This window comes from Marinobacter sp. (assembly GCF_048266785.1).
Taxonomy (GTDB): Bacteria; Pseudomonadota; Gammaproteobacteria; order Pseudomonadales; family Oleiphilaceae; genus Marinobacter.
The window spans coordinates 105,412-127,054 of sequence record NZ_JBLWYX010000013.1 but is presented as its reverse complement, the minus strand read 5'-3'; the positions used below and the strand labels follow the sequence as shown (position 1 = coordinate 127,054).

21 protein-coding genes are annotated in these 21,643 nt (G+C 51.7%); 9 read left to right on the top strand and 12 right to left on the bottom strand.

Annotated features, from left to right (window positions below; translation table 11 throughout):
- The first annotated feature begins 495 nt into the window (after positions 1–495).
- From ACN0V1_RS16485 to ACN0V1_RS16475, 3 genes are all read left to right on the top strand, one after another.
- The gene (locus ACN0V1_RS16485; protein WP_417546040.1) at positions 496–1,635 is read left to right on the top strand and encodes a YagK/YfjJ domain-containing protein; all 1,140 of its coding nucleotides are present in this window, start codon (positions 496–498) and stop codon (positions 1,633–1,635) included.
- A gap of 102 nt (positions 1,636–1,737) precedes the next feature.
- The gene (locus tag ACN0V1_RS16480) at positions 1,738–1,950 is read left to right on the top strand and encodes a helix-turn-helix transcriptional regulator (RefSeq protein WP_417546039.1); all 213 of its coding nucleotides are present in this window, start codon (positions 1,738–1,740) and stop codon (positions 1,948–1,950) included.
- Between the two features lie 128 nt (positions 1,951–2,078).
- The gene (locus ACN0V1_RS16475; protein WP_417546038.1) at positions 2,079–2,513 is read left to right on the top strand and encodes a hypothetical protein; all 435 of its coding nucleotides are present in this window, start codon (positions 2,079–2,081) and stop codon (positions 2,511–2,513) included.
- A gap of 239 nt (positions 2,514–2,752) precedes the next feature.
- Here the strand turns inward: ACN0V1_RS16475 and ACN0V1_RS16470 are convergent, their stop codons facing one another.
- The gene (locus tag ACN0V1_RS16470) at positions 2,753–3,610 is read right to left on the bottom strand and encodes a hypothetical protein (RefSeq protein WP_417546037.1); all 858 of its coding nucleotides are present in this window, start codon (positions 3,608–3,610) and stop codon (positions 2,753–2,755) included.
- 245 nt (positions 3,611–3,855) lie between these two features.
- Here ACN0V1_RS16470 and ACN0V1_RS16465 point away from each other — a divergent pair, with 245 nt between their 5' ends.
- Genes ACN0V1_RS16465 through ACN0V1_RS16450 form a run of 4 tightly spaced genes read left to right on the top strand, consistent with a single transcriptional unit; the run spans position 3,856 to position 10,117 of the window.
- Positions 3,856–5,640 (top strand): ATP-dependent nuclease, encoded by a 1,785-nt coding sequence (locus ACN0V1_RS16465; RefSeq protein ID WP_417546036.1) that lies wholly within the window; start codon positions 3,856–3,858, stop codon positions 5,638–5,640.
- Positions 5,640–6,464, top strand: a complete 825-nt coding sequence (locus ACN0V1_RS16460) for a site-specific DNA-methyltransferase (protein WP_417546035.1) — start codon at positions 5,640–5,642, stop codon at positions 6,462–6,464. The genes ACN0V1_RS16465 and ACN0V1_RS16460 overlap by 1 nt, the downstream gene beginning before the upstream one ends.
- A 51-nt stretch (positions 6,465–6,515) precedes the next feature.
- Positions 6,516–7,463: a DNA methyltransferase gene (locus tag ACN0V1_RS16455; protein ID WP_417546034.1), complete on the top strand. Its 948-nt coding sequence runs from the start codon at positions 6,516–6,518 to the stop codon at positions 7,461–7,463.
- A gap of 2 nt (positions 7,464–7,465) precedes the next feature.
- The gene (locus ACN0V1_RS16450) at positions 7,466–10,117 is read left to right on the top strand and encodes a DEAD/DEAH box helicase (protein WP_417546033.1); all 2,652 of its coding nucleotides are present in this window, start codon (positions 7,466–7,468) and stop codon (positions 10,115–10,117) included.
- Between the two features lie 61 nt (positions 10,118–10,178).
- Here ACN0V1_RS16450 and ACN0V1_RS16445 read toward each other — a convergent pair whose 3' ends face one another.
- From ACN0V1_RS16445 to ACN0V1_RS16415, 7 genes are all read right to left on the bottom strand, one after another.
- On the bottom strand, positions 10,179–10,982 hold the full coding sequence (locus tag ACN0V1_RS16445; protein ID WP_417546032.1) for an LEM-3-like GIY-YIG domain-containing protein: 804 nt from the start codon (positions 10,980–10,982) through the stop codon (positions 10,179–10,181).
- A gap of 130 nt (positions 10,983–11,112) precedes the next feature.
- Positions 11,113–11,574, bottom strand: coding sequence for a hypothetical protein (locus ACN0V1_RS16440; RefSeq protein ID WP_417546031.1), 462 nt, complete (start codon positions 11,572–11,574; stop codon positions 11,113–11,115).
- A gap of 2 nt (positions 11,575–11,576) precedes the next feature.
- Positions 11,577–11,927, bottom strand: a complete 351-nt coding sequence (locus ACN0V1_RS16435; protein WP_417546030.1) for a hypothetical protein — start codon at positions 11,925–11,927, stop codon at positions 11,577–11,579.
- A 129-nt stretch (positions 11,928–12,056) separates the two neighbouring features.
- A complete protein-coding gene (locus ACN0V1_RS16430; protein ID WP_417546029.1) occupies positions 12,057–12,725 on the bottom strand; it encodes a GIY-YIG nuclease family protein in 669 nt (222 codons plus the stop codon).
- An 81-nt stretch (positions 12,726–12,806) separates the two neighbouring features.
- The gene (locus tag ACN0V1_RS16425) at positions 12,807–13,187 is read right to left on the bottom strand and encodes a hypothetical protein (protein WP_417546028.1); all 381 of its coding nucleotides are present in this window, start codon (positions 13,185–13,187) and stop codon (positions 12,807–12,809) included.
- A gap of 52 nt (positions 13,188–13,239) precedes the next feature.
- Entirely contained in the window at positions 13,240–13,833 is a 594-nt protein-coding gene (locus tag ACN0V1_RS16420) for a hypothetical protein (RefSeq protein WP_417546027.1), read from the bottom strand.
- Positions 13,834–13,939: 106 nt separating this feature from the next.
- On the bottom strand, positions 13,940–14,395 hold the full coding sequence (locus tag ACN0V1_RS16415; RefSeq protein ID WP_417546026.1) for a DUF6998 domain-containing protein: 456 nt from the start codon (positions 14,393–14,395) through the stop codon (positions 13,940–13,942).
- Positions 14,396–14,776: 381 nt separating this feature from the next.
- Here ACN0V1_RS16415 and ACN0V1_RS16410 point away from each other — a divergent pair, with 381 nt between their 5' ends.
- Together ACN0V1_RS16410 and ACN0V1_RS16405 are read left to right on the top strand one after the other, a co-directional pair.
- Entirely contained in the window at positions 14,777–16,513 is a 1,737-nt protein-coding gene (locus ACN0V1_RS16410; protein ID WP_417546025.1) for a hypothetical protein, read from the top strand.
- Positions 16,500–18,014, top strand: a complete 1,515-nt coding sequence (locus tag ACN0V1_RS16405) for a hypothetical protein (RefSeq protein ID WP_417546024.1) — start codon at positions 16,500–16,502, stop codon at positions 18,012–18,014. Before ACN0V1_RS16410 ends, ACN0V1_RS16405 begins: the two co-directional genes overlap by 14 nt.
- 57 nt (positions 18,015–18,071) lie before the next feature.
- Here ACN0V1_RS16405 and ACN0V1_RS16400 read toward each other — a convergent pair whose 3' ends face one another.
- From ACN0V1_RS16400 to ACN0V1_RS16385, 4 genes are all read right to left on the bottom strand, one after another.
- Positions 18,072–18,959: a hydrolase or metal-binding protein gene (locus tag ACN0V1_RS16400; RefSeq protein WP_417546023.1), complete on the bottom strand. Its 888-nt coding sequence runs from the start codon at positions 18,957–18,959 to the stop codon at positions 18,072–18,074.
- A 63-nt stretch (positions 18,960–19,022) separates the two neighbouring features.
- Positions 19,023–20,024 (bottom strand): YqaJ viral recombinase family protein, encoded by a 1,002-nt coding sequence (locus ACN0V1_RS16395; protein ID WP_417546022.1) that lies wholly within the window; start codon positions 20,022–20,024, stop codon positions 19,023–19,025.
- A gap of 87 nt (positions 20,025–20,111) precedes the next feature.
- The gene (locus ACN0V1_RS16390; RefSeq protein ID WP_417546021.1) at positions 20,112–21,074 is read right to left on the bottom strand and encodes a DUF932 domain-containing protein; all 963 of its coding nucleotides are present in this window, start codon (positions 21,072–21,074) and stop codon (positions 20,112–20,114) included.
- 31 nt (positions 21,075–21,105) lie between these two features.
- Positions 21,106–21,456: a hypothetical protein gene (locus ACN0V1_RS16385; protein WP_417546020.1), complete on the bottom strand. Its 351-nt coding sequence runs from the start codon at positions 21,454–21,456 to the stop codon at positions 21,106–21,108.
- Between the last annotated feature and the right edge of the window lie 187 nt (positions 21,457–21,643).

Sequence of the window (21,643 nt, the reverse complement as noted above, 5' to 3'; positions counted from 1 at the left end):
TGGTCATCAGACACCTCACTTATGGTGGCGATATTACCACCTACGTTGGTGTCCGGAATCATTGAACCACTACACCTCTAGCTAAACCCGCTACCGACACTAATTCTTTCAGCAACCGATCGATCGATCCTCCAGCCCTGCCCCAGATCCAGCATACAACGCCCGCGACTTTCCTTGCTGAGTCAACCACGCTCTTTTGGGTTTGTATGTTATTGATTAAAAAAGTGTTCCTTATCAATGGCTATAACAGCATAGAGGACATGGGCTCACGTAGTGAAAGCCCACACCGGTACAGGTGGCGGTTAAAGCGGCATTGAAAGAACCATAGCCTTCAAGTAATGCATTACCGAAAGGTAGCGATGAACCGCACTAAGCAACCCATAAGAGCATCAAAGGGACTTAACCGAGGGTACGTTCAGGAAGACAGATCACTTTTTACAGACTCGAGTAATGGTACGAGCACAACGCTCATCCAATCTAAACCGGAGACTGACAATGGACCAATACACTTACCACGATACCCCGAGTGACGAAGAGATGCTGGACTGGCTGGGCGGATTACACGGCGGTGAAATCATGACCAATGCAGCGGGCCAGCCAATCACGATGCCCTCAGATCACCACTGGCGCAACGATCTCATTCGGGTCGACCAACAGCTGAAAGCTATGGGCAATGCGCGGCCTTTCCTTGATCACCAGCGACTCATCCAGCCAGAGGCCTTCGGCGCAGAGACGGTGGTGTTGGCTCCAGATCCTTTGTTGGGGACACTGACCACAGTTTTCACTGTATTAGTGACCATGTTTCATGAGACCGATATTGGGCAGCATTATCGACCAAGCCCCTACGCGAGGCGTTTCCTCTGGGCCTTTGGTCAGTGTGGATATCTGCATGAGGCGGGATTCCGTCAACCACCAACAATGAGCCGTCAGGCTGCAGAGCAGGTGGTCACAGATCTCAATCAACGCCTGGAAGCCTGGTATCAGAGCATGATTCAGCCAAATTTTGCCTACGAGTGCAGTCGTAACCGACGTAACAGCCGCGAAAATTACAAGCGGCTGTGCGAACTCATGGAAGCCCTCTTTCTGTGCCATAGTCGCCTTATGGTAGTGAGGGTCGACCTAGGCTACAGCGAGTGCGACAGTCCCTACATCGACTACGAAACGGCTCGTTACCACCGAGAGCAACTCTGCCAAGCATTTAACACCCACTCCCTGTTCAACCATCTGTTGGGGTACGCCTGGAAACTGGAATGGCAACCCAAGAAGGGCTTCCATTACCACTTCATCTTCTTCTTCGACGGTCATCAATGCCAGGAGGACATCACCCAAGCTCGTCTGATTGGCGAGATGTGGGAGCAAACCATCGCCGGTGGGCAAGGCCGTTACTGGAATTGCAATCTCAATGCCGGTAAAACCTATCACTACAACTCCATGGGATGCATCGACTACCATGACGCCGAAAAACAACGAGGGCTGTTCAAGCTCGCCAAATACCTGACCAAGATCGACGAATACGCCGCCATGTTGGTTAACGGCAGGACCTTTCAGACGAGCCGAAAACCGCGCAGTCAGGACGGACCGCGTCGTGGGCGGCCTCGTTTATATCAGAGCACGCCTTTGAATTCTGGGCTCTGAGTCGACGTCGATAACGCCTAGCTTGATGTGGACACTGAGCCGCGCGGCATAACCGCTTGAACTCGCCGACAAATACTCTGAGCAATTGGAGGAGGAAAATCTATGAGAGTGCTCAGACTGGCGGAAGTGCAAGATAAAACCGGACTGGCCAGGTCCACACTGTACAAATATGTTGATGCGGGCGCGTTTCCACGGCCTATCTACCTTGGCGGCAGAGCCGTCGGCTGGATTGATTCCGAGGTGCACGAATGGCTGCTGGAAAAGCAAGTCGAACGTGATATGACCCATGGAGCAATGAGAGGCTGGAGCCTCTAGGTATTTCGGTGGGCCCAATGGACGTCAGTGGCAGTCAGTGGATGCCAGACAGGGCCCAGCCTGCGAAACGCAAGGCAATTTTGTGGCATCATGCTAGTTCAACTCAACGAATAGAAAGGGTCGAACTCGTGAACCACGAAAGCCAATCGGAATCCGCAGCTGCTTCTCTCAAAATGATCGTCGACAGCGTGGAAGCCATTGTCAGAGATACGGTCAGTGAAACGGAACCTGCGGGAGGCTCGAAAGCTTCCCTAAAGCATTTACTGAACCAGCTCAGCATCTCTGAAGTCAAAGCCGTTCACTTTATTGTTCAAGCCGGTAGAACACCATCCTGGCTGCGAAATACTAGCTCCATCGAATCACTCTACCTTGACCTGAACGGCATTGAATCTGAGGAACGGAACAGGCAGATCTATATTGATTTTCTCGTGTCCAAAATCGACCGTTTGCCAGCCTACATTGCAAGCTATTCGGAAATCTGTGGAGAACGGCACCTTGACCCATTTGATGAACTGGGTGCTCTCGTGCAAGGAGAGAGCGCACATTCGCGCTCTTCAGGCTGATTCGTAAGTATGCTCTGCGACGAAAAAGCGGATTGAACGCTGTATCACTTGAAGACCGTGAGGAGGCGTAGTATCGGGCCTCCGATCTATTCAGGGAACACAATGGACGCTGGTAGATCCCCGTGAACGTCATAACAGGTCATCAGGAAAGAAAGAAACAAAAGCTGTAGAAGCAATACCTTCTTGAACTACCGCAGCTCATCTGGCCTCTGAGCCCCGTCAGAGACCTCATAAGGATCTTATCGTGCCACCTGAGACCATGTTGCCCAACCGAGCGATACCAAAACCTCTGATACTGCCCCCACAGCCAGCTCTGCTTGTCGGTCTGAAACAGGCGGGAAATTCGACTCAGCTGGCTTTGCCCTTGCGTGCAATCTGCCAACCGTGTGAGCAAGATTGGCCACTACCGTTCTTGCCTGGGTTGTAGCATCATACTTCTTGATTAAATGCCCCAAGTCTTTACCAGTCATCTTGAGCTCTATCGACAAGATTATGGTCAAGGCGTCTCTGCATCGGTCGATAACTGAGGCTGGTGGAGAAGAACGGTAACCCTGAACAACGTCGTTCAAGGCCGACTCAACACGTCCTAGCTCCTCAGCGCTGAGAACGCCCTCCTTTATACGCGGGAGAAACCCGAATTGCGGTCTCATCTTTATCGTTAGCAGCTCCTGACCAATGGCGTCCGGCTCAAAATGCACCAGCTCACCAATCGTGAAATTCGACAGGCTGCCAAAGGTGAACATAACTTGGCTGGGTAACTTACCGCCCAAAATACCCAGGAACCCCTGATACTGGAAAGTAATCAACCTGGCTTCTTGCCATGGAGGATGCCCCCAATACTGAGGTTGCGAGTCCATTCTGCGCCACACGTAACCGCGCCGTATCTGAGACACAGGGTCAAATGAGACCTCCTCGAACACATACTCAGAAACAATAAAGGAATCTATCTCCGGCCCAGAAATAGCGTCAGACAGCTCTCCCCAAACTTGAACTGGAAAAACCGAAACCTGCTGCGGTCGTTCTGGACGACGGTCTCGACTGCCGACGTAAATGTCCCCAGTATCCTTATCAATGCCTAGATTCTTCAACCAAACCACCTTTACTCATGAGACTTTGCACTACCCGGTTTCGAAGGCTATTTTTCTGCTCGCTATTCGGCCACTTACCTATCGGGTATTATTGCGCAGGGTTAAACAAGGCAGCACCTGGCAGGCGACAATTCGGGATTTCATCCTTTAAAGGAACAGAAGGCCTAGCAGCCTCTCGCGTGAATTGTCCGCAACTGCCCGCCGGGCACACACCAAGACCGCAGTTCCTGACTGCGAATAGACAAAGGATCTGTATGCACCGCCTAAGCCACCTAACAATCAAGAACTTCCGGGCATGCCAGAACGTCGCTCTGCCTCTTGAGGGCTATACCCCGTTGGTGGGCCAGAACAACACTGGGAAGTCTACCATCCTCAAGGCCATTGAATGGGTTTTAAAACCAACGACACTTTCAAAGCACGACTTCTACAACCCCGACCAGCCCGTCGAAATCTCAGCATGCATCGACGGAATCAGCGAAGCTATTCTAAATCGAATCCCAGAGGAGAAACACCGCAAAGCAATCGCCCCATATTGCCAAGGTGGCCGCTTGTGGATTCGCGTAATTGCTTCCGGAACATCAGCAAAGTCAATCGAGAAACAGGTTTGGGATGCAGAGCAATGTGCGGACGCTGGTAATCCCGATCACTGGCGCAATTACCCAACTGGGCTACCACAGGCCGTGTCGGCTCTCCTACCGGAGCCGCTGGTTGTCCAGGCAATGCATGACATCGGCGAGGATCTTGGCAAGGCCAAGGCAGGCACAACGATCAAAAGTCTGCTAGATGAGATTATGGGGCCTCTACTCGAAGCCCATGCTGAACTTAGTGCCGCACTGAACACGATCCGCCATGTTCTAACCTCAGACGGCGACAACCGATCGGATCACCTGCAGCAGTTCGATTCCGACGCAACCGATGCACTGGCACATTTCTTCCCCGGTCTAGCTCTTGATCTTGATCTTCAAGCTGTTGACGTAAAAGAGTTTTTCAAAGCTGGCGATCTTCACGTCACAGACAAGATCACCGGGGATAGACGACGCTTCGATCAAATGGGGACAGGCACGCAACGAGCCATCCAAATGGCCCTGATTCGCTATTTGGCAGATACCCGTAAAGGTAATGACGATAGCCCATCGCGCCGGTTACTCCTGATCGACGAGCCCGAACTCTATTTACATCCACAAGGAGTGCGGCGATTGCGGCAAGCGTTGTCGCACCTATCGGGTGCTGGTTTTCAAATTGTTTTTTCCACCCACTCTCCAATGATGCTAAGCCGAGACAACGCAGCAGATACCGTGATTGTTGGGAAAACTGCAGAGACCGGCGTGAAGGTTCGCAAGCCCCTCCGCCAGGCTGTGGAGGAAGCCCTCGAAGGAGGAAAAAGCCAATCACGCACACTGTTCGAGCTGGGCAACCTGACTGAAATCTATTTTGCGGATCGGGTGGTCATTTGTGAAGGCAAAACGGACCGGCGATTACTCCCACTTGCCTACGAGCGGATTTATAGGCAAGCACCAGAGCTTGATCACATTGCTTTTGTATCGCTGGGTTCCTGTGCGGACATCCCAAAGGCACTGACTGTTCTATCAGCAATGGGAATTCAGGCCTGTGCAGTTGCCGACTTGGACTTTGCCTACACACACGCTCGAAAGAGCGGGCTTCTTGAACGGGACGGTGAGGACATCCAGGCAGCAAAACAAGTTCTGGATCGCTTGAAACAGGAGCAAGGTTTCACACTTAGCGGTAATGGACTACCTCAGAATGACAACCGATCTGGGTGGTCGGCTGCCGACGCTTGGGCTTGCTACGCAGTGGACAGAGACGGCCAAGCAATTGCCCTAAGCAGCCATGAAACATTAAAGTACGGCGGCGTATGGGTCTGGCTAGAGGGCTGTATCGAACAAGTCACGAAAGCTGACCATAAGGGTGAAGACGCCATTGCAGAACAAGAAGATACACTTCGAGGGCTAAGCGCAGCCGAGATTGAACAACAGATGCCCGCCTTCAAGGCGTGTTTTGACTGGATCAGGAGTTTTTAATGCCAACGCTTGAATTCAAGGGCAAGCAATTTGTCTACTCCCACCACCTTGGTGTGCCATTCCGTGAGCTCAAGGTTATCGCAGACAAGTCCCTGCCAGCTAAGGGCCAAAAGCCCTCATTGGACGACAACCTGATCATCCACGGCGATAACCTGGAAGCGCTCAAGGCTCTGCTCCCAACCCACGCTGGAAAGGTAGACTGTATATTTATTGACCCGCCCTACAACACCGGAAACGAGGGTTGGTGCTACAACGACAATGTGCGCTCTCCGCTAATGCAGGAGTGGTTGAAAAAGTCTGCCAACCCGGTCGACAAAGAAGACCTGGAGCGGCACGACAAATGGCTGTGCATGATGTGGCCACGGCTAAATCTTCTTCATGAATTACTATCAGAAAATGGGAGCATTTGGATCACCCTCGATGATAACGAAATTCACCGTTTTCGCTCGGTGATGGATGAAATATTTGGTGAGCAGAACTTCGTTGCATGTTGCATTTGGCACAAAATGGATAGCCCGAAAAACACAGCTATTCAATTCAGCGAAGACCATGATTACCTGCTAGTTTATGCAAAAAAAGGAAGCGACTGGCGACCTGGCCTCGTAGAGAGAAGCGAAGCCATGGTAGATCGGTATAAAAACCCTGACAATGACCCTCGCGGTCCTTGGCTATTGAGTGACATGGCCGCTAGAAACTCCTATAGCTTGGGACTTTACGAGATAACAACCCCAAGCGGGAGAGTTATCTCGGGGCCACCAGCGGGGAGTTTCTGGCGCGTCAGCAAAGAAAAGTTTGACGATCTGGAAGCAGATGGAAGAGTGTAGTGGGGTGAAAAAGGTGATAACAGGCCGGGAATCAAGCGCTTTCTTTCCGAAGTGAAATCTGGTGTCGTGCCGCAAACAATATGGAATTGGTCAGAAGTGGGCAGCACAAGAAATTCGAAGCAAGAACTCTCAAGAATTTTGAATATTGAATCCGGTGGTGACCTTTTCATAACCCCCAAACCGACTCGACTGCTTCATCGAATTCTAGAAATTGCTGCTAACGAAAATTCGGTAGTCCTCGACTCTTTTGCCGGGTCAGCCACGACTGGACATGCAGTACTAGAAGCCAACAAAAAAGATGAGGGAAATCGCCGCTTCATTCTAATCGAATGCGAAGATTACGCCGACACCCTCACAGCCGAGCGCGTGCGAAGGGTAATTAATGGCTACCCTTATACCGGCACCCAACGCGAAGAATTGCACCGGGAAACCATCACCTGGAGCACGTTCGAGAAGAAGCAATCCAAAGTGCTGGAACACGTTGCATCCATAGAAAACCTGCAAGGTCACGAATACGACAAAATCCGTAAGCAAATTAGGGACGGTGTGCTTACCGTCACCGGTGAGCGCAAGGTAAAAGAAACTGCACCGGGGCTTGGAGGAAGCTTTACCTACTGCACCCTTGGCGAGCCCATCGATATTGAAAGCCTGCTCACTGGAAAGGGACTGCCCAGCTTCGAAGCCCTCGCCCGTTACGTGTTCTATACGGCCACCGGCCAGTCGCTAGAGAAGGTCGGCGAGCCCGCACCAGATGGCTTTATTGGCGAGACTGATTTGTTCCGGGTACACCTTTTTTACCAGCCTGAAAAAGATTGGTTGCGCTCCAATAGTGCTGCGCTGAATGCAGAGCGGGTGGAGGCTATCGAACAGAACCGTAAAGGCGGTAAGCGTGCCATTGTGTTTGCCGTAGCCAAATTTATGAGCCAGAAAGAACTGACGGCCCGACGCATTGAATTCTGCCAACTCCCCTACGCCGTCCATCGGATACTGGGGACCTAACCATGGAACTAAAGGAATACCAGCAAGGTGTATTGAGCAAGCTGGATCGGTATCTGACGGTTTTGGCAGAACAGCAAGAAGAAGCTGAGGACTTTGTCGAATTCCAGAAAAGCAAAGGCAAAACAGCAACCCTAAGCGATTACTGTCGCGAGACTTGGGACCAGCTAAACTCCGAGCGTTTGTTGCCTTACCTTTACCATAGCGGCCAGGCAGTCGTGGCTCCCCACCTGTCTCGCCATGATGGTGTCGGTCTGTCCATACCCAACATTTGTTTAAAGGTGCCTACTGGCGGCGGCAAAACGCTTTTAGCCACTGCCGCTTTGGAGCGGATACAAACCGACTACTTCAAACGCCAGCTTGGATTAATTCTGTGGGTGGTGCCCTCCGAAGCTATCTACCGGCAGACCTGGAAGCAATTGGCAAACCGTGAGCACCCCTACCGGCAAATGTTGGAGCGTGCTTCCGGTGGCCGGGTCAAAATGCTGGAAAAAGGCGACGCCTTCACCCGCCGTGACGTTGAAAGCCAGTTGTGCGTAATGTTACTGATGCTTCCCTCTGCCGCCCGCAAATCAAAAGAGACGCTGCGCCTTTTTCGCGACAGTGGGCGTTTCACCTCCTTCTTTCCGGTAGAAGATGACAGCGAGGCTAACCGCGCCCTTCTGGATAAAGTGCCAAACCTGGACCAGAACGATCTGGTTGATCTTGGGTTCGCTGATGGGATCTTGCCAGACTCCGTTTCAGTCAAACAAAGCCTGGGTAATGTCTTGCGATTAGTGCGCCCAGTTGTCGTAATTGATGAGGGCCACAAGGCCTATTCCGACACAGCACGAGGTACCATCGCTGGCTTCAACCCCCGTTTTATTATGGAGCTATCCGCCACGCCCAACACCAATGGCAAGCACCAGTCTAATGTTCTGGTAAACGTGCCAGGGGCTGACCTCAAAGATGAGGAAATGATCAAGCTGCCCATCAACGTGATCAACGAAGGCAAAGGTGGCTGGAAACATACCCTCTCTCTGGCGCACGCCAAGCAGCAGGAACTGGAGCAAGCGGCACTCGCCTTCCAGAACGATACAGGGCGCTATATTCGGCCTATTGTCCTGGTGCGGGTGGAACGTACCGGGAAAGAGCAGCGTGATGCCGGGCTGATTCACGCAGAAGACGCTCGGGAATACCTGCGGGATCAGCTGGGAGTAAAGGAAGAACACATCCGCCTCAAAACCTCCAGTAATGATGAGCTCGCTGACGAGGACCTCCTTTCACCCACCTCTTCCGTGCGGTTCATCATCACCAAGGACGCGCTGCGCGAGGGTTGGGACTGCCCATTCGCCTACGCGCTGGCAGTACTGTCACGCACGACGGCAACCACCGCACTGACGCAAATGATCGGCCGAGTGCTGCGCCAACCTCATGCCAAAGCAACAGGCATTTCCGCCCTGGACGAGTGTTATGTCTTCACGTTCGATCAGGACGTAACGGCGGCCATTAATGGTGTGCGAAAAGGCCTGGAAGACGAAGGCATGGCAGATCTGGCCTCAAGCGTAACGTCGGTGGACCCTGGTACTGGAAAAACACGGAATATGCGCCGTGAGACCATCCATAGACGAGATGAGTTTGCGGGTTTACCACCGATTTTCCTGCCCCGCGTGCTACATCGAGACGCCAGCGCGCCGGAGGGCTACCGGCCACTGGATTATGAAAGAGATGTTCTGGGTGCGTTGGATTGGGAAGCCTTGCAGTTTCTTGGCGCTGACAAAGCCACCATGGATACCGACAAGCTCGAACGCACCGTGGCTCGGGTGACGATAGACCGAAACACAAAGGAAGCCGGACAAACATCATTCGCGCTTGAACAAGAAGCAGTGTACTCCGTGCCAGAGGAAGGATTGGATACGCCCTACCTGGTGCGTCAGCTGTTGGATGTGGTGCCGAATCCTTGGCAAGGCATGCGTCTGCTTGAGGAAACACTCACTGCTCTGAGAAAAAGGGACGTAACTGAGGCCCAGATATACGCAAACCGGCTCGACTTGATTCAGACGATGAAGGTCGACTTGCGCGCACAAGTCAACGCGATGGCTGAGAACCTGTTCCGAGACAAACTAGACAGCGGGGAGATCAGCCTGCGCCTGGTATCGTCCAATGACCCTGCACTGAACTGGAAAATCGCCGAGACTCTTGAAATCAACGTTTCTGATGTGGACCCATTGCTGCATCGAAAGAATGGTGACCCGCTGGAAAAAAGCCTGTTCGAGAAGGTTTACCAGAGTGAGCTGAACGACCTGGAGAAGAGCACCGCCTGGTACCTGGATGAGAGCAAGTGCATTTATTGGTGGCACCGCATTGCCGTCAACCAGCGCTCCTACGGGTTACAGGGTTGGCAGCGCCATCGGGTTTACCCGGATCTCCTAGCCTGCGTGCACGGGGTTGAGAACGGGAAGTTTCGATTCTCCGTTCTTGAAACAAAGGGGGACCATCTGAAGGGTAACGACGACACTGAATACAAGCAGAAGCTGTTTGATCTGTTTACCCGATACGCGGACGTGACAGCGTCAATTGGGCAGCTCGCACTTGAGGGGCAGGACGAGCCCCTGAGCTTCAGGATGGTGATGGAGAAGGACTGGAAAGAAACGCTGGTCGATGAGGGTATCCGCTGAAAAGCGGCTGGGGGGCGCCATATCGCTTGGCGGTGCGCCAGCCCCCATCCCTCACTCAGTTTTATTGCAGGAGTTCGGCGAAATCGACATCAAACTCCTGCTCTAAATATTTTACCGTTTGTGGCTGGCCATCCAGCGAAGCCCTGACCAACTGAGAGGTAAACAACCCACTCTTTGACTTCCACTTCGCATCACTTCGAGGGACAGCCCTCACCCAATCAACGAGCGCGACATACTCCGAATTGTCCAGATCATTCGAATTCTCAGCGATATTTGGGCAGACAAGTTCTTTCTGTAGAAGCGGAATGTTTCTAACCAAGACATCGCGAACCGGTTTAGCACACTGGGTAACTTGCCCTATCCCAACGAATCCATGACCTTTCAAATAAGCCGCCACAAAGTCCCCGACTTGAAGCCCCTGAATAGCATCCCGAAAGCGCGGCGCCTGACCTGCCGAGATAAATCCGTACTCGACATAATCATCCCAGTTGCGATGAAAGCCTTCGCCAACGTTGTAATAGTAAAGCCCATTCTGAAAATCGAACCCAGAAAGATACTTGTGCAACGAATCGTGAGGCCGGAAATTATCTGCGTAGTGACCAGATGAGACGTTTGTCAGCTGCTTACCGAGTTTCCAAAGCAGCGTTTTCTCGACCAGCAGCGCATCATGCTCCGATAAGTTGCGAGCAATCACCCGGATAATTGGCTCCAGCCACTCTTTCTTAATCGCCTTGATCCGCCTGGTTTTCTCGCTGTCCGATTCATCATTCACATGGGCGTACTTCCGGGAGCCCTTTCCCTTTCCGTAATAAAACTCTTCAAAATTTCGGGGGTCGATGTAAACGTAGACGTAATAATTACTCATTGGGTTCTCAGAATTCGCTGCTAAGGACTGCCTTCTAAAAGGTTGTTTGCTGGGCAGTGTGGTGGTTCACTCACGCAGGACGCCCTGCACGCTCTCACTGCTTCTGTTTTAAAGGCAACGTGGCCCCCCCCTATGCATCCACCGCATCTGTTCTGACGTTGGTCCTTGTGTAGTTTATCGGCGGATACTCGCAATGATTCTGAAAGTACCACCAAAGGAATTGCCCTTCAGCTTTGATCAGGGTTTCTCCAAATCTACGGTAATCACAAACAGCAACTTCTATCGGTCCATATTCACGCAATATTGCTCCGAATTTCAGTGAATTGGCTTTTGAGGTTGCATGCAGTTTCGCATGACGAAGATATCTTGATCTGAAATCGTTCTTTGTTTGACCAATGTAGAGAATACGGCTTTCGCCATGAAGCCGAGGGACTGGCATCGAAGACAAAAAGAAATAGATTATGCCTTTTGCCTTTGAAGCCTCAGCTGACCCATAAACTTTTTCAAATGAACCCTCTGATAACTCATTGATTTGGCGTGGAAGTCGTTCAAACCCATTTACGAGGGGGTACAAGTCGTCCTTAGTAATCAAAATCACTCCCCCATCTTCGGATGATCTGAGAGATGCGTTGACCCATCCGGTAGCCACTCGATATTCAGTGCACCATCACCAAAACGAACGACCCCCTCTTTTCTTGGTGTTTCATAACACTGCCCGCGATACGCGACGAAATTGTCGAGGAGCTCAATCAAATGCAGTTTAAAACCGGATTCCGTGACCTGATCGAATATATCCTTTTCAAGCGTCCAAGACGTGCCGCTTAGACGGTCTTCATTGTCTTCGGCTCTGAACACTACCTCACCTTTTACATCTAAAATATCTGGGTGCTGTTGAGCGAGCATAGCCAGGCGGACGCTTTCAAAATTTGGATCAAAATTCGACATCTCTCTTCCTTTTAGTCATTTTTGCTCAGCTTATTACTCGGAAACGACATTGCCTGTCGCCTTTATTATCAAGTTCAGCTGCAGCTCTCACGACCCGGAGTCGCTGAGTGGAATTTGCGCTCCAGCACCTCATTGGACGTCACTGTCCAGATTGTTGCTCTTTGCGCCTTGAATTTCGACATGGATACTCAATATCTTTTCGATGTAAGGCAGACAATACTCTGTAAAAAATTCTCGGGCCCTGTTGATGCGAAAGGGGTCAAGCATCTTATGAAGCGCTTGCTCCAGCTCCGCGTAATTTTGAACATCGAAGGTTTCAATCACTCGGAATTTAGTTGGGACCCCAGTCGTGTAAAGCTGCCGAATGCGGACAGAAACATCTCCTGTCGTAATACCAATCTTTACAATTTCCACACCCGTTTTTGTGAATAGCCCAGTACCAAGGACATAGACAGTGCCAACTCCTTGCTCCAAGCGCTGCAAATTCTCCGAATCTATTAGATCCACCGCTTCGATGTCACTCTCGTCGGCAAACGAAGACGGGGACTCCATGGCCAGGGTCATTGGCCGAGTTGATTTGTCGGCGTAGATATCCGATGCCTGTCGTGTGGCAATATAAATTTCAGCCAGAAGGGCGTGATCTAGATTGTTATAGTGGCCTTTATCGACGTTTCTTCGGTGGGCCGCTGTTCCATACCAATCCGTATAGTCGGCTTTGATCTGATCGCGCAACTGTTGCGGAGTTGCCCCTTCTGGCCTTTGACGCAAGATCATTCGAATAAGCTCGATAAATTTCATTGCCAGCAAACTCCTTTATTTCGTTCGTGGTAATCCACAAAACCGCCCATTTCGAGCTACTTCATCCAATCTGAAAACCATTCACTCGGGTTTGGCGATGCTCTTCGCAATTGCAGAGCGACATCTGTCACGCCGTTTGCACCAAATACTCCGAGCCAAGTCGTTGCCTTCCTCGTCCGCGTTGAGCAGAAAGCCTTCATACATTGCCTCCATTTCGTAGGCGAGCGCAAGGAGGTCAGGGTCTGGGTCTTGGAGTTTGTAGGCAGACTCGAAAGCGCGAAGATCCTCGTGTTCTTCAAATCCGTGCGGACCGTCACGCACAGTGATCCAGCCTTCATCCGACACAAAAACATCAATGGGGTCGAAATCAATTTGAACATTACCCTTCTCGAACTCAACCGCGACCAACGAGGATCGAACTGCGGCTGCCATGTGCGGAGTTAGATTGAGGGATTTAGACATAGCTAGTTCCTGATTCTGATTCGCCGAGGCCGCGACGAATCGAGGTGATTTTTTATGCGCGACTCACATATTTAGAGAAAAGCGAGTCCATCTCCTTCTCGAGAAGCAACTGGTTGCAACGTTCCAGTTGTCCATAGACTCCGAGGAGAGCAATCACAGCGTTCTTCTTCGAGTCAAAATTTGGCCCCAGTTTCAGCCCTTCAAGAGCCTGTTTCGTCGATTCGAGCTCCGCGTACTCTTCCAAATCATCCAAGCCTTTCGCCTTCATATCGCGCACCGTCAGACTTATCTCGAACGGCGCTGCGCCGAGATATAAACGGGCAATAGAATCGAAAGTGTCGACCATTTTTTGAACGCCAAAATCCGAATCATCTTCACGTACTGCTGCGCTCACCCCAAGCACCTGCCCTAATGAGGTTGTAAGCTCGTTATGGCTCTCCAACAACCGCTTCTGTCGCTCCTTGTAGTAATCAAAGAGGTGCTGTCTTGCTGAAAATTCGTTCGCCTCCCGTAGTTGAGCGAGCGTAGCTTTAAATTGTAAAGACGCGGCCTTATAAGCCGCGAACGCTGCAATAGCGGCCGGTCCAACAATTTTGATGGCCTCCAGGCCAATAGAATTGAGAAGCTCAGCAAGAACTGGGTCCATGATTTTTCTCTGTAAAGTTACGACTTATCTTTTCCGGCCTTTTTGCGGTACGAGGCCAAGGGGGTCCCACAGTGTTATTGGGCTCTATGAGAATCGTCACCGGTTTTCAAGGCTCATTCACCGGCCATACTTTGGTTCCTATTGATTTGAACTTCTTTACCGCCAAAGCACCACGCTCATTTCGGGCTTTCGAACCTGGCGCCAGGATTGCCTCCTGAACCACTGGGCGTTCCGCCTCCCACATTTCGATTACTTCAAACCTGTCGTCCAGCAAAACCAACAGGACGGTGTCCCATTCGTGGTCAAGGCGAATCGATCCCAGCCTCTGGCCAGCCCCGGGGTTTTCCGGCAAACAACGGCCCTTGATTTGAACCTTTCGTCCCGCGAGATCAGTTGCGTCGTAACCAGCTTGCCTTGCCTCGGCTAGCTTTAAGTCGAGTAGCTTAGCGGCGGTGAACTCTGCAATCTCACCAGTAATTCCCAGTGGTTTGCCGGTCAGCTTTTTAAAACGAACAGCGACATCTTTTGCCGCCGAAAGAATTTCGTGCAACTCGTTATCCACGGCATTCCTCTCTGTCTGACACTTACAGCAAATCTATCTTCCCGTCGAACTCCAAAACGTTGAAACTCCATTCAATTAATTCGGAGGCTAGACCAAACAATAGTTCGATACCATCTGATCTGACCAGTTGCTCGCCTTTTCCTCTAGAGTCATCCCCTCGCAACTAAAAAATAAACATACAGCGGGCCAGGCGATCAGCCCAGGCAGAACGAAACCGAAACCCCAAATCCCAAATCCCAGCTCCAAACGGGTACTTTCAAGAATTGATGATTGGTCGGAAATTAACCAAATATCCGCTAACTTCAACCTGTATCTTTTGCTTACATTTTACTACTAGAACTGGCATGGCCGGCATGACAGCATTCTGACTGAGCTCACGCCATGAGTGAGATGACTTTAGGAAAAACGGAAATCAGTGCCTTGGATGCAGCTGAATTGAGGGAGAAAAAAATAATGTCAGGAATAAATCAGTACTTGAAGGAAAGACTTCCGGAGATGGGCGGGCGAACTTGGATAGTTTCTGATATACCCGACAAAAAGCTGAGCAATGCTATCAAGTCATTTAAATACGACGGTGACCCTGAATCAGTAATTGGCATTTGCGACAACACGACGTTAGGAAGCGCCAAAGAGGGATTTTTACTTACAGGCGCCAAGATTATTTATAAGGAGGTTTTTGAGGACCCTGTCGTTTTCCCGTATGAAGATATCGAGTCGATTGAATATCAGGTTCACGTTGAAACTAACGCGAAGGGTAAAGAAAAGAAAACCGAGTTCATGGTTATAAAACAAAAAGATGGAGAAACTCAGGAAATAAAGAACTGCAGCCTGGTTAATCGCGAAAAGTTGGCCGATATTGTGTCTGGTGCACTGAGCGAATTTGAGAATTTTGGTGAACAGAAACAGCTGCAACCGATCGAGGATTTGTCCGAGGAACTGAAGACAGCTTATGTGAAAGTCATCGTCAATCTGGCATTTGATGATGATGACAATGTGGATGATGCTGAATTTGCAGAAATTCTACAGCTGATGACAAGGCTAAAACTGAAGGTTGACTCACGACACGCAATACGCGGCTATATCAGCGACATCAACAACCTGGCACCTGTCCCAGATCTGGTAAAGATCGTTGATTCTTACTCGCCAGATGGCATGAAGAAATCGTTGCACATCTCACTAGTGAAAGATCTCATCAGCGCACACTCCTCGATGACCGGGCATGACACCGCCAATTTCAGTTTTCTTGAAAAACACAGAAGCGCCTTTGCCATTAGTGACGAGGAAATTGAACTGGCTCAAATGGCGATTGCCAATGATCGAAAGATCCTCGACAGAAAATATACCGACAAGGCAATCACCAAAAGCCTTAAGGATCTCAGCGCCAAAGCCGGAGCAGTTGGAGTACCTCTGGGTGCTGTATACCTCTCCGGCTCTGTCGTGGGCTTATCTGCAGCAGGCATGACATCCGGATTGGCCACTCTCGGGATGGGCGGGGCTCTCGGTCTTTCTAGTATGGCTACTGGCGTGGGTGCCGCTATTATCCTTGGTGTGGTTGCATACAGGGGGGTCAAACATCTCACCGGCTCTGGTGTGGATGAGGGCGACAAACGCCGCGAAATCATGTTGCAGGATGTCATTCGTCAGAGTCAGCGCACGCTGAATATGGTTATTGAGGACATCAATCACTTATCAACTGAGCTCTCCGATGCCCTAGCTCAGGAAAGCGTTACGAAAGCCCAATTCGATAAAATCAGAGCAAAGCTTTCCCAGTATTCCCGCGCCTCAAAGGTCCTAGGAAATAAAGTTGAGCAGGCCGAAGCAGACAGAGCACGATTAAAATCTCCGGAATTTCTTGATATTGATCGTCTAGGAGCGCTGACGCAGGATCAGGACAAGAAAAAATATTACGACATGGTTCTGAGCTTTTACGAAGAAGCCCAACTTAAGGAAGAGAAAGACGGCGAGATTGTTGAGTCAAAGGTGTACAGGCTGTCTCAACGTCGAGATTCCGAAGAATTGGAGCAGCTTGGACAAATCTTTGAGATTCTGGGTTATGAGAGCACGCAGGCTGCTATTAAGGGCAAACTCAAGGGATTTTTGAATAATGACAAAGCATAGAACGGAAGCCTATGCCTTGCTGGCCCAAAAGCATCAGCAATCCGCAGCTCAGAAAAAAATGGGTGAGATTAAGTCCGGTGTTGAGGCCCTCAACGGCCTCCGGGATGAAAACATTCAGACTTTTAACGATCTGGACGCCGAGTTGGACGCGCTTTTAGAGGGAGTAGGCATTGAGTTCGATCCAGACGATAGCTTTGTGGATACGGAAATCCAGGCGCTGCTGGAGTCTAATCATGGAGATCGTAACGCCGCGAGAAAAATATCACTCTTAGAAGTGATAGAGCTTGAGGACGAGTCAGGCTGGAGCCAATACCTGGCTTCAGTTGAGTGTTATGCGTACCGGAACGACCTAGATCTCACGGGTGATCCGTTCAGTGCTTTGCTGACGGAATCCCAAAGGATTGCAATTGAAAAACGCATTGATGAAGACCTTACCTACAAAAATGCACAGTGCGATAAATATGATTACATGCTGGCGGGAACCTGTGGCTTGCTCGCCGGACTAGTAGATATTCTTTTCGTGGGTGTGCCTGGCAAGGGGAAAATCGGCGAGACAGCAGACCAAGCTATGGATGGTGTCATTGTTAATACGGCGAAACTGCTTGGATGGTCAGGCCCCAGAGCGGGCAGCGACCCAAAGGCAAGTGCCATCGGTTATTTGGAGAGAAATTTTAAGGTTAACTACGATCAGACTCATGGCAATGCGCCGGGCTCCAAAGGCACTGGAGGAAAGGTTAAGCATCTGACCCCAACAAACCACCATGTGAAAAACTTGGGTCACTCCCCTGACCTGATCGGTCTGTTATTTTCTATCATCAACCAGTTCAACAACACGTCGACATTTGTCGATGATGGGCGGCTGATAACAATCGATACGGATAGCTACGAGCTTCAGGGTAACAACTTTCCCGCCAAAGTTTTTTCTGGATTCTGCAACTGGCTGGGTCACCTTGCCTCGGATATGGGAGGCTCCTCCGGCTCATCAGGTCGTGGTACTGGCATACCGATGCCCTTCTATTCAATGCTTCAATTCTTAAATTTTGGTTCATTCGGTCAACATAAAGACACGTTCGCAAAAGTCGCTGTGAAGGTATTTGAGCAAGGATATGACCTGCGACACGGAATGGCGCTTGCGGTACCGGTGATGATTGCCGAGCTATTCACGAGAATGGCGTGGAGTTTTAAGCAGAACCTATACCACGGCAAAGATTGGAGTGACTGCATACCAGTAGGAGCGAATCCCGAGCTAAGACGCATGCTGCTTGTCGCCCATGGTTCGTTGTGTATGGTTGACGGCGTAGATGCCGGTCTCCGATCCGGCGGGAACATGGTGCAATTCATGTTGCGTGCGAACGTGCTTGCCTGGGCAAGATTCGGATTTCTCGCTATCAAGGAAACGAGAGCATGGTACGCGACTGGTTCGCTTGATATCGACGCAGCGAATGGCCAGCTGGATCGGGAATATCAAGTACTGCTATCTCGCGACCGTACGGCTTGTTAATTAAAAAGGACCCAGAGAATCGAATAGAGTGGCCGTGATTTGGCCACTCGTCTTCCATCACTCAGCAACGGACTTCGCCGGAGGCAAGTTCCCTTTCAGTTTCGACACCACTGAAGAGTCATTCGATACGTTTCCTGTCTCTGCTGCCGGAAAGAACTCCTCCACCAGAGTCGCCTCATCTTCATCATATTCAAACAGCGCATTGCCGAAGCCCTTCGCTGCAGCCGCATCCAATGCATCCTGGTCAACGCCCTCCTCCTTTAGCTGCCTTGCTTGTTCCATTGCCTCGGCCACCGCCTGCTGCAGTAACACCCCTTCCTTGATAACCAGATCAACATAGTAGATAGGCGTCCGGTGGCTCTGAGTCGTGCTCTTCCCTCTCAGCTTCAATTCCAACGGCATGTAGGCCAATAGACCACCAGAGACTGCCTGGTAGTAGCTCAGCCTGGCCGCAAGCGTCCGGATGCTGTTGTAGCCGGTCGTGCGGAAGATGAAGGTGCCGAGATCATCGTCACCACCGACCTTGACGTTCAGACGGCCATAGGGCTTGCACAGACCACCTTTGCCAAACTCACAGAGCGTCGGTCCCGGGCATGGCAAAGATTGCACTCCTGATTGCGTCAGGCGCTTACAGATGTCGCCGTTACCGACACACATTGGCCGTCCACTTTTGCGGTCGAACATGGTGTACTCAGCCCGCAGATTGAGATCCGCATCATTGAACAACATACGTACCGGGATGGTTCGCAGCTTGCCGTTTGGCGCATCCTTTCTGAGCTCTTCGTCCATGGGGTGTAAAAGCCACCCGGCGTCCCTCTCCTGGATCTGGGAAGTGATGGTGAATTGGTCGTCTTTCTGCGGTAGGCGGATGCCGTTCTTTTCAACGACCCGACCAATGCTGATACGCCCCAGTACGGGAGGCGTGATGGCTAAACCTTTAATCATGATGTCTCTCCTTAGAAAAAGGACCACGGGGCACTCGTCACGCCCGCGTGGCCAATGGGGGTTTTATGCCTGAATGAGAAACCGCCGACTGCCCGGCTTGGTTAGTGGGTATTGATCCAGAAGCTCTGGCTGATCCTTCAGCAGTTGCTTCACGTTGAGCCCCACGGAATCCTTGTTCCGCTTCCAGCTGACGCTGCCACTGGGGAAGGTTGCTTTTGAGGCTTCGCCCATCTGGCTTTCGATTCGCTGTTTCAGGTGGGATTCGGTGGATTTGAGGCATTCCATGTCCGAACGAATAGCCAATAGCTCGTCGAACGCATCCGACAGTTCTTTGCTTTGGCTGAAGTCCAGGGTCTCCCCTCTGTCCACTGGATACAGATGGCGCAGGGCGCGTTCGGCAGAATCCGTGCCGTCCACAGGTGGCGGCGTATCCGTCTCCACGAAATCCCAGAACTGGCGCTCCAGTACATACAGCGCATCGATGAGTTCCTTGTTCCGTTCAACGCGATAGATCCTCAGCTCCTGGCCACACAGCAACACGCACACGTCTGCGGACTGTTTGCCGGTAACGGCCAGTTGGTGCTGGACCTGGCACTGAATGTAGTCCGGCACGCCCTCTTTCCAGAGTCGTGAGCCGAACTCCCCTGCCGTCTTGCACTCAAGGATCTGCACGTCGTCATCGGCCACCACGGAGTAATCCAGGTTGGCCAGCATCCAGTGCTTTTCGGGATCTGGGTGTTGCAGGACCGCATTCACCCTTCGCACCTTGCGGCCCGTCTGCTGGCTGTACTGTTCCGCCACAATCGGTTCCAGGATATGCCCCCAGTAGACCGGTGAAGCGGGATCGTCTGAATCCGGTTTTGGTAAGCCAGCATCTCTGCCAGTCTTGACCATCCAGAGCTCCAACTGGGACTGGTAAGGGTTCATGCCCACGGCTGCAGCCGCATCGCTACTGCCAATGCCCTGCTTCCGTACCTTCAACCATTCGTCCCGGCTGAGGCCCTTGGTGGAGACCAGGCGCAACGCCGGTCGCTGTTTCTGAATTGTGTTTGCACTCATGCCCATGGTGTTTTCCTCCAGACATAAAAAAAGCCCACCAGAGCATCAGGCTCCGGTGGGCTTTATGGCGTTTTCGAGATTTGTGGGGGTGGCTCAGGCCACAAGTGACATGGCCTGCTCTAATGCACGGCTCTTCATGGCAGCACCGGTACCGAACCAGGCGGAATCCAGGCGGTGGTCCACGGTTTTGGCCCGGCGTTGGTGATCGATGAACTCAGTAACGGCATTCAGCAGGCCGTATGCCGTGCCGTCAGATGAAGCCAACGTGGCGCCCATGCCCTCGCCTTCATAGAGTGACAGCGCTTTGGCCATGGATCGCTCGTTGGTCTTCCCGACACCACTTCCGGAATCATCGGTGAACACCTTCAGGAAGTAGTTCCTGGCCTCTGTGGTCTTCACTTTTCGCTCACTCAGGGTCCTCAGTCGGTACATGAAGTCGTCCCACGCACTGACTGAGATTCCAAGCTGTTTCTTTACCAGGTCCGCATCGAAGGCGGTGCTGTGCTTCACCTTGACGGCATTGGTCGTGGAGCCTTTCAGGGCAACCGCGAGAGTGTTGTTGCACACCACGCGGATACTGGTGAACTGAGCAGTCGTGGCCATGGTGCCGTCACAGGCGGTAGCCAGCAGCACGTAGGCATTGGTTTGATCGTTACCCTTAAGCATGCCGGATTGGCCGGTGCGGGCCAGCGCCCACATCTTGCGACCGCCTTTCAGGACACCCGCTGTCTCCAGTTCAAAACCGGAAACCTCGGTCAGATCCCGGTAGAACTCCAGGATTTCTTCTGGCTGGACCACTTTGAAACGGTTACCAACCACCGATAGCGGTGCCCGTGTATCTGAGCGGTAAAGCACTTTGGAATCCGGATAGGACAAGATCTCGCCCAGGGTGCCTCCAGAGTTGTTGACGTAACGTACCGGGCTTTCCTTAATCTGCCAGTCCAGTCCGGCTTGCTTTGCCCAGACCTCCAGGGGCTGATTCGAAGTCAGTTCATTCCCCAGGCCATGCCAAGGGGTTTGGCCAACGTAGGCCATTTGCTCGATGAGATGAGCCATGGTTGTTCTCCTTTGAAATGCGCCAAGGGAATTAGCGGATATCGTCCCGGGAGTCGGGACCGGTACTGAAGGCATAGCCACAGTCAAGGCAGCGCAGGTTGTCCAGCACCCGGTCATCCAGGACGTCGCCAAGAATCACGCCAGCGGAAGCGCCGGTAGCACCACCCAGTAGCGCACCAATGACAGCACCGCCGATACCGCCCACGGTCGCGCCGACAGGACCAGCGACGACTCCGAGAGCTGCACCCGCTTGGGCACCCGCCGTGGCAGCGGCATAGCCTCCGTAGGTACCGGCAGACGCACCGACTACACCAGCGGCTTTCTTGCCGTAGTTGTTCTTGCCAATCCGCCGGGACAGGCAATTGGGGCATTGTTCAGACATTGGGAATTACCTCTGTGAATGGGGAGGAAAGGCACTGTCAGTGCCCTGGTTCATAGAGGTGATATAGGTTTGAAAAATCTTGGTTTCAGATCGTTTCAATGGAGTTAGCCGCCTCACACGTGACAACGAAGCGGATGGTGGGTATCGATCTGATCCATGGCTGAGTTCGCCGGAAAACTGAATGGTT

What these genes read in the sequence shown, in the direction of transcription:
- ACN0V1_RS16485 (WP_417546040.1), top strand. Translation starts at nt 496, where the DNA reads ATGGACCAATACACTTACCACGATACCCCGAGTGACGAAGAGATGCTG.
- ACN0V1_RS16480 (WP_417546039.1), top strand. Translation starts at nt 1,738, where the DNA reads ATGAGAGTGCTCAGACTGGCGGAAGTGCAAGATAAAACCGGACTGGCC.
- ACN0V1_RS16465 (WP_417546036.1), top strand. Translation starts at nt 3,856, where the DNA reads ATGCACCGCCTAAGCCACCTAACAATCAAGAACTTCCGGGCATGCCAG.
- ACN0V1_RS16460 (WP_417546035.1), top strand. Translation starts at nt 5,640, where the DNA reads ATGCCAACGCTTGAATTCAAGGGCAAGCAATTTGTCTACTCCCACCAC.
- ACN0V1_RS16450 (WP_417546033.1), top strand. Translation starts at nt 7,466, where the DNA reads ATGGAACTAAAGGAATACCAGCAAGGTGTATTGAGCAAGCTGGATCGG.
- ACN0V1_RS16445 (WP_417546032.1), bottom strand. Translation starts at nt 10,982, where the DNA reads ATGAGTAATTATTACGTCTACGTTTACATCGACCCCCGAAATTTTGAA.
- ACN0V1_RS16435 (WP_417546030.1), bottom strand. Translation starts at nt 11,927, where the DNA reads ATGTCGAATTTTGATCCAAATTTTGAAAGCGTCCGCCTGGCTATGCTC.
- ACN0V1_RS16430 (WP_417546029.1), bottom strand. Translation starts at nt 12,725, where the DNA reads ATGAAATTTATCGAGCTTATTCGAATGATCTTGCGTCAAAGGCCAGAA.
- ACN0V1_RS16425 (WP_417546028.1), bottom strand. Translation starts at nt 13,187, where the DNA reads ATGTCTAAATCCCTCAATCTAACTCCGCACATGGCAGCCGCAGTTCGA.
- ACN0V1_RS16420 (WP_417546027.1), bottom strand. Translation starts at nt 13,833, where the DNA reads ATGGACCCAGTTCTTGCTGAGCTTCTCAATTCTATTGGCCTGGAGGCC.
- ACN0V1_RS16410 (WP_417546025.1), top strand. Translation starts at nt 14,777, where the DNA reads ATGAGTGAGATGACTTTAGGAAAAACGGAAATCAGTGCCTTGGATGCA.
- ACN0V1_RS16405 (WP_417546024.1), top strand. Translation starts at nt 16,500, where the DNA reads ATGACAAAGCATAGAACGGAAGCCTATGCCTTGCTGGCCCAAAAGCAT.
- ACN0V1_RS16400 (WP_417546023.1), bottom strand. Translation starts at nt 18,959, where the DNA reads ATGATTAAAGGTTTAGCCATCACGCCTCCCGTACTGGGGCGTATCAGC.
- ACN0V1_RS16395 (WP_417546022.1), bottom strand. Translation starts at nt 20,024, where the DNA reads ATGGGCATGAGTGCAAACACAATTCAGAAACAGCGACCGGCGTTGCGC.
- ACN0V1_RS16390 (WP_417546021.1), bottom strand. Translation starts at nt 21,074, where the DNA reads ATGGCTCATCTCATCGAGCAAATGGCCTACGTTGGCCAAACCCCTTGG.
- ACN0V1_RS16385 (WP_417546020.1), bottom strand. Translation starts at nt 21,456, where the DNA reads ATGTCTGAACAATGCCCCAATTGCCTGTCCCGGCGGATTGGCAAGAAC.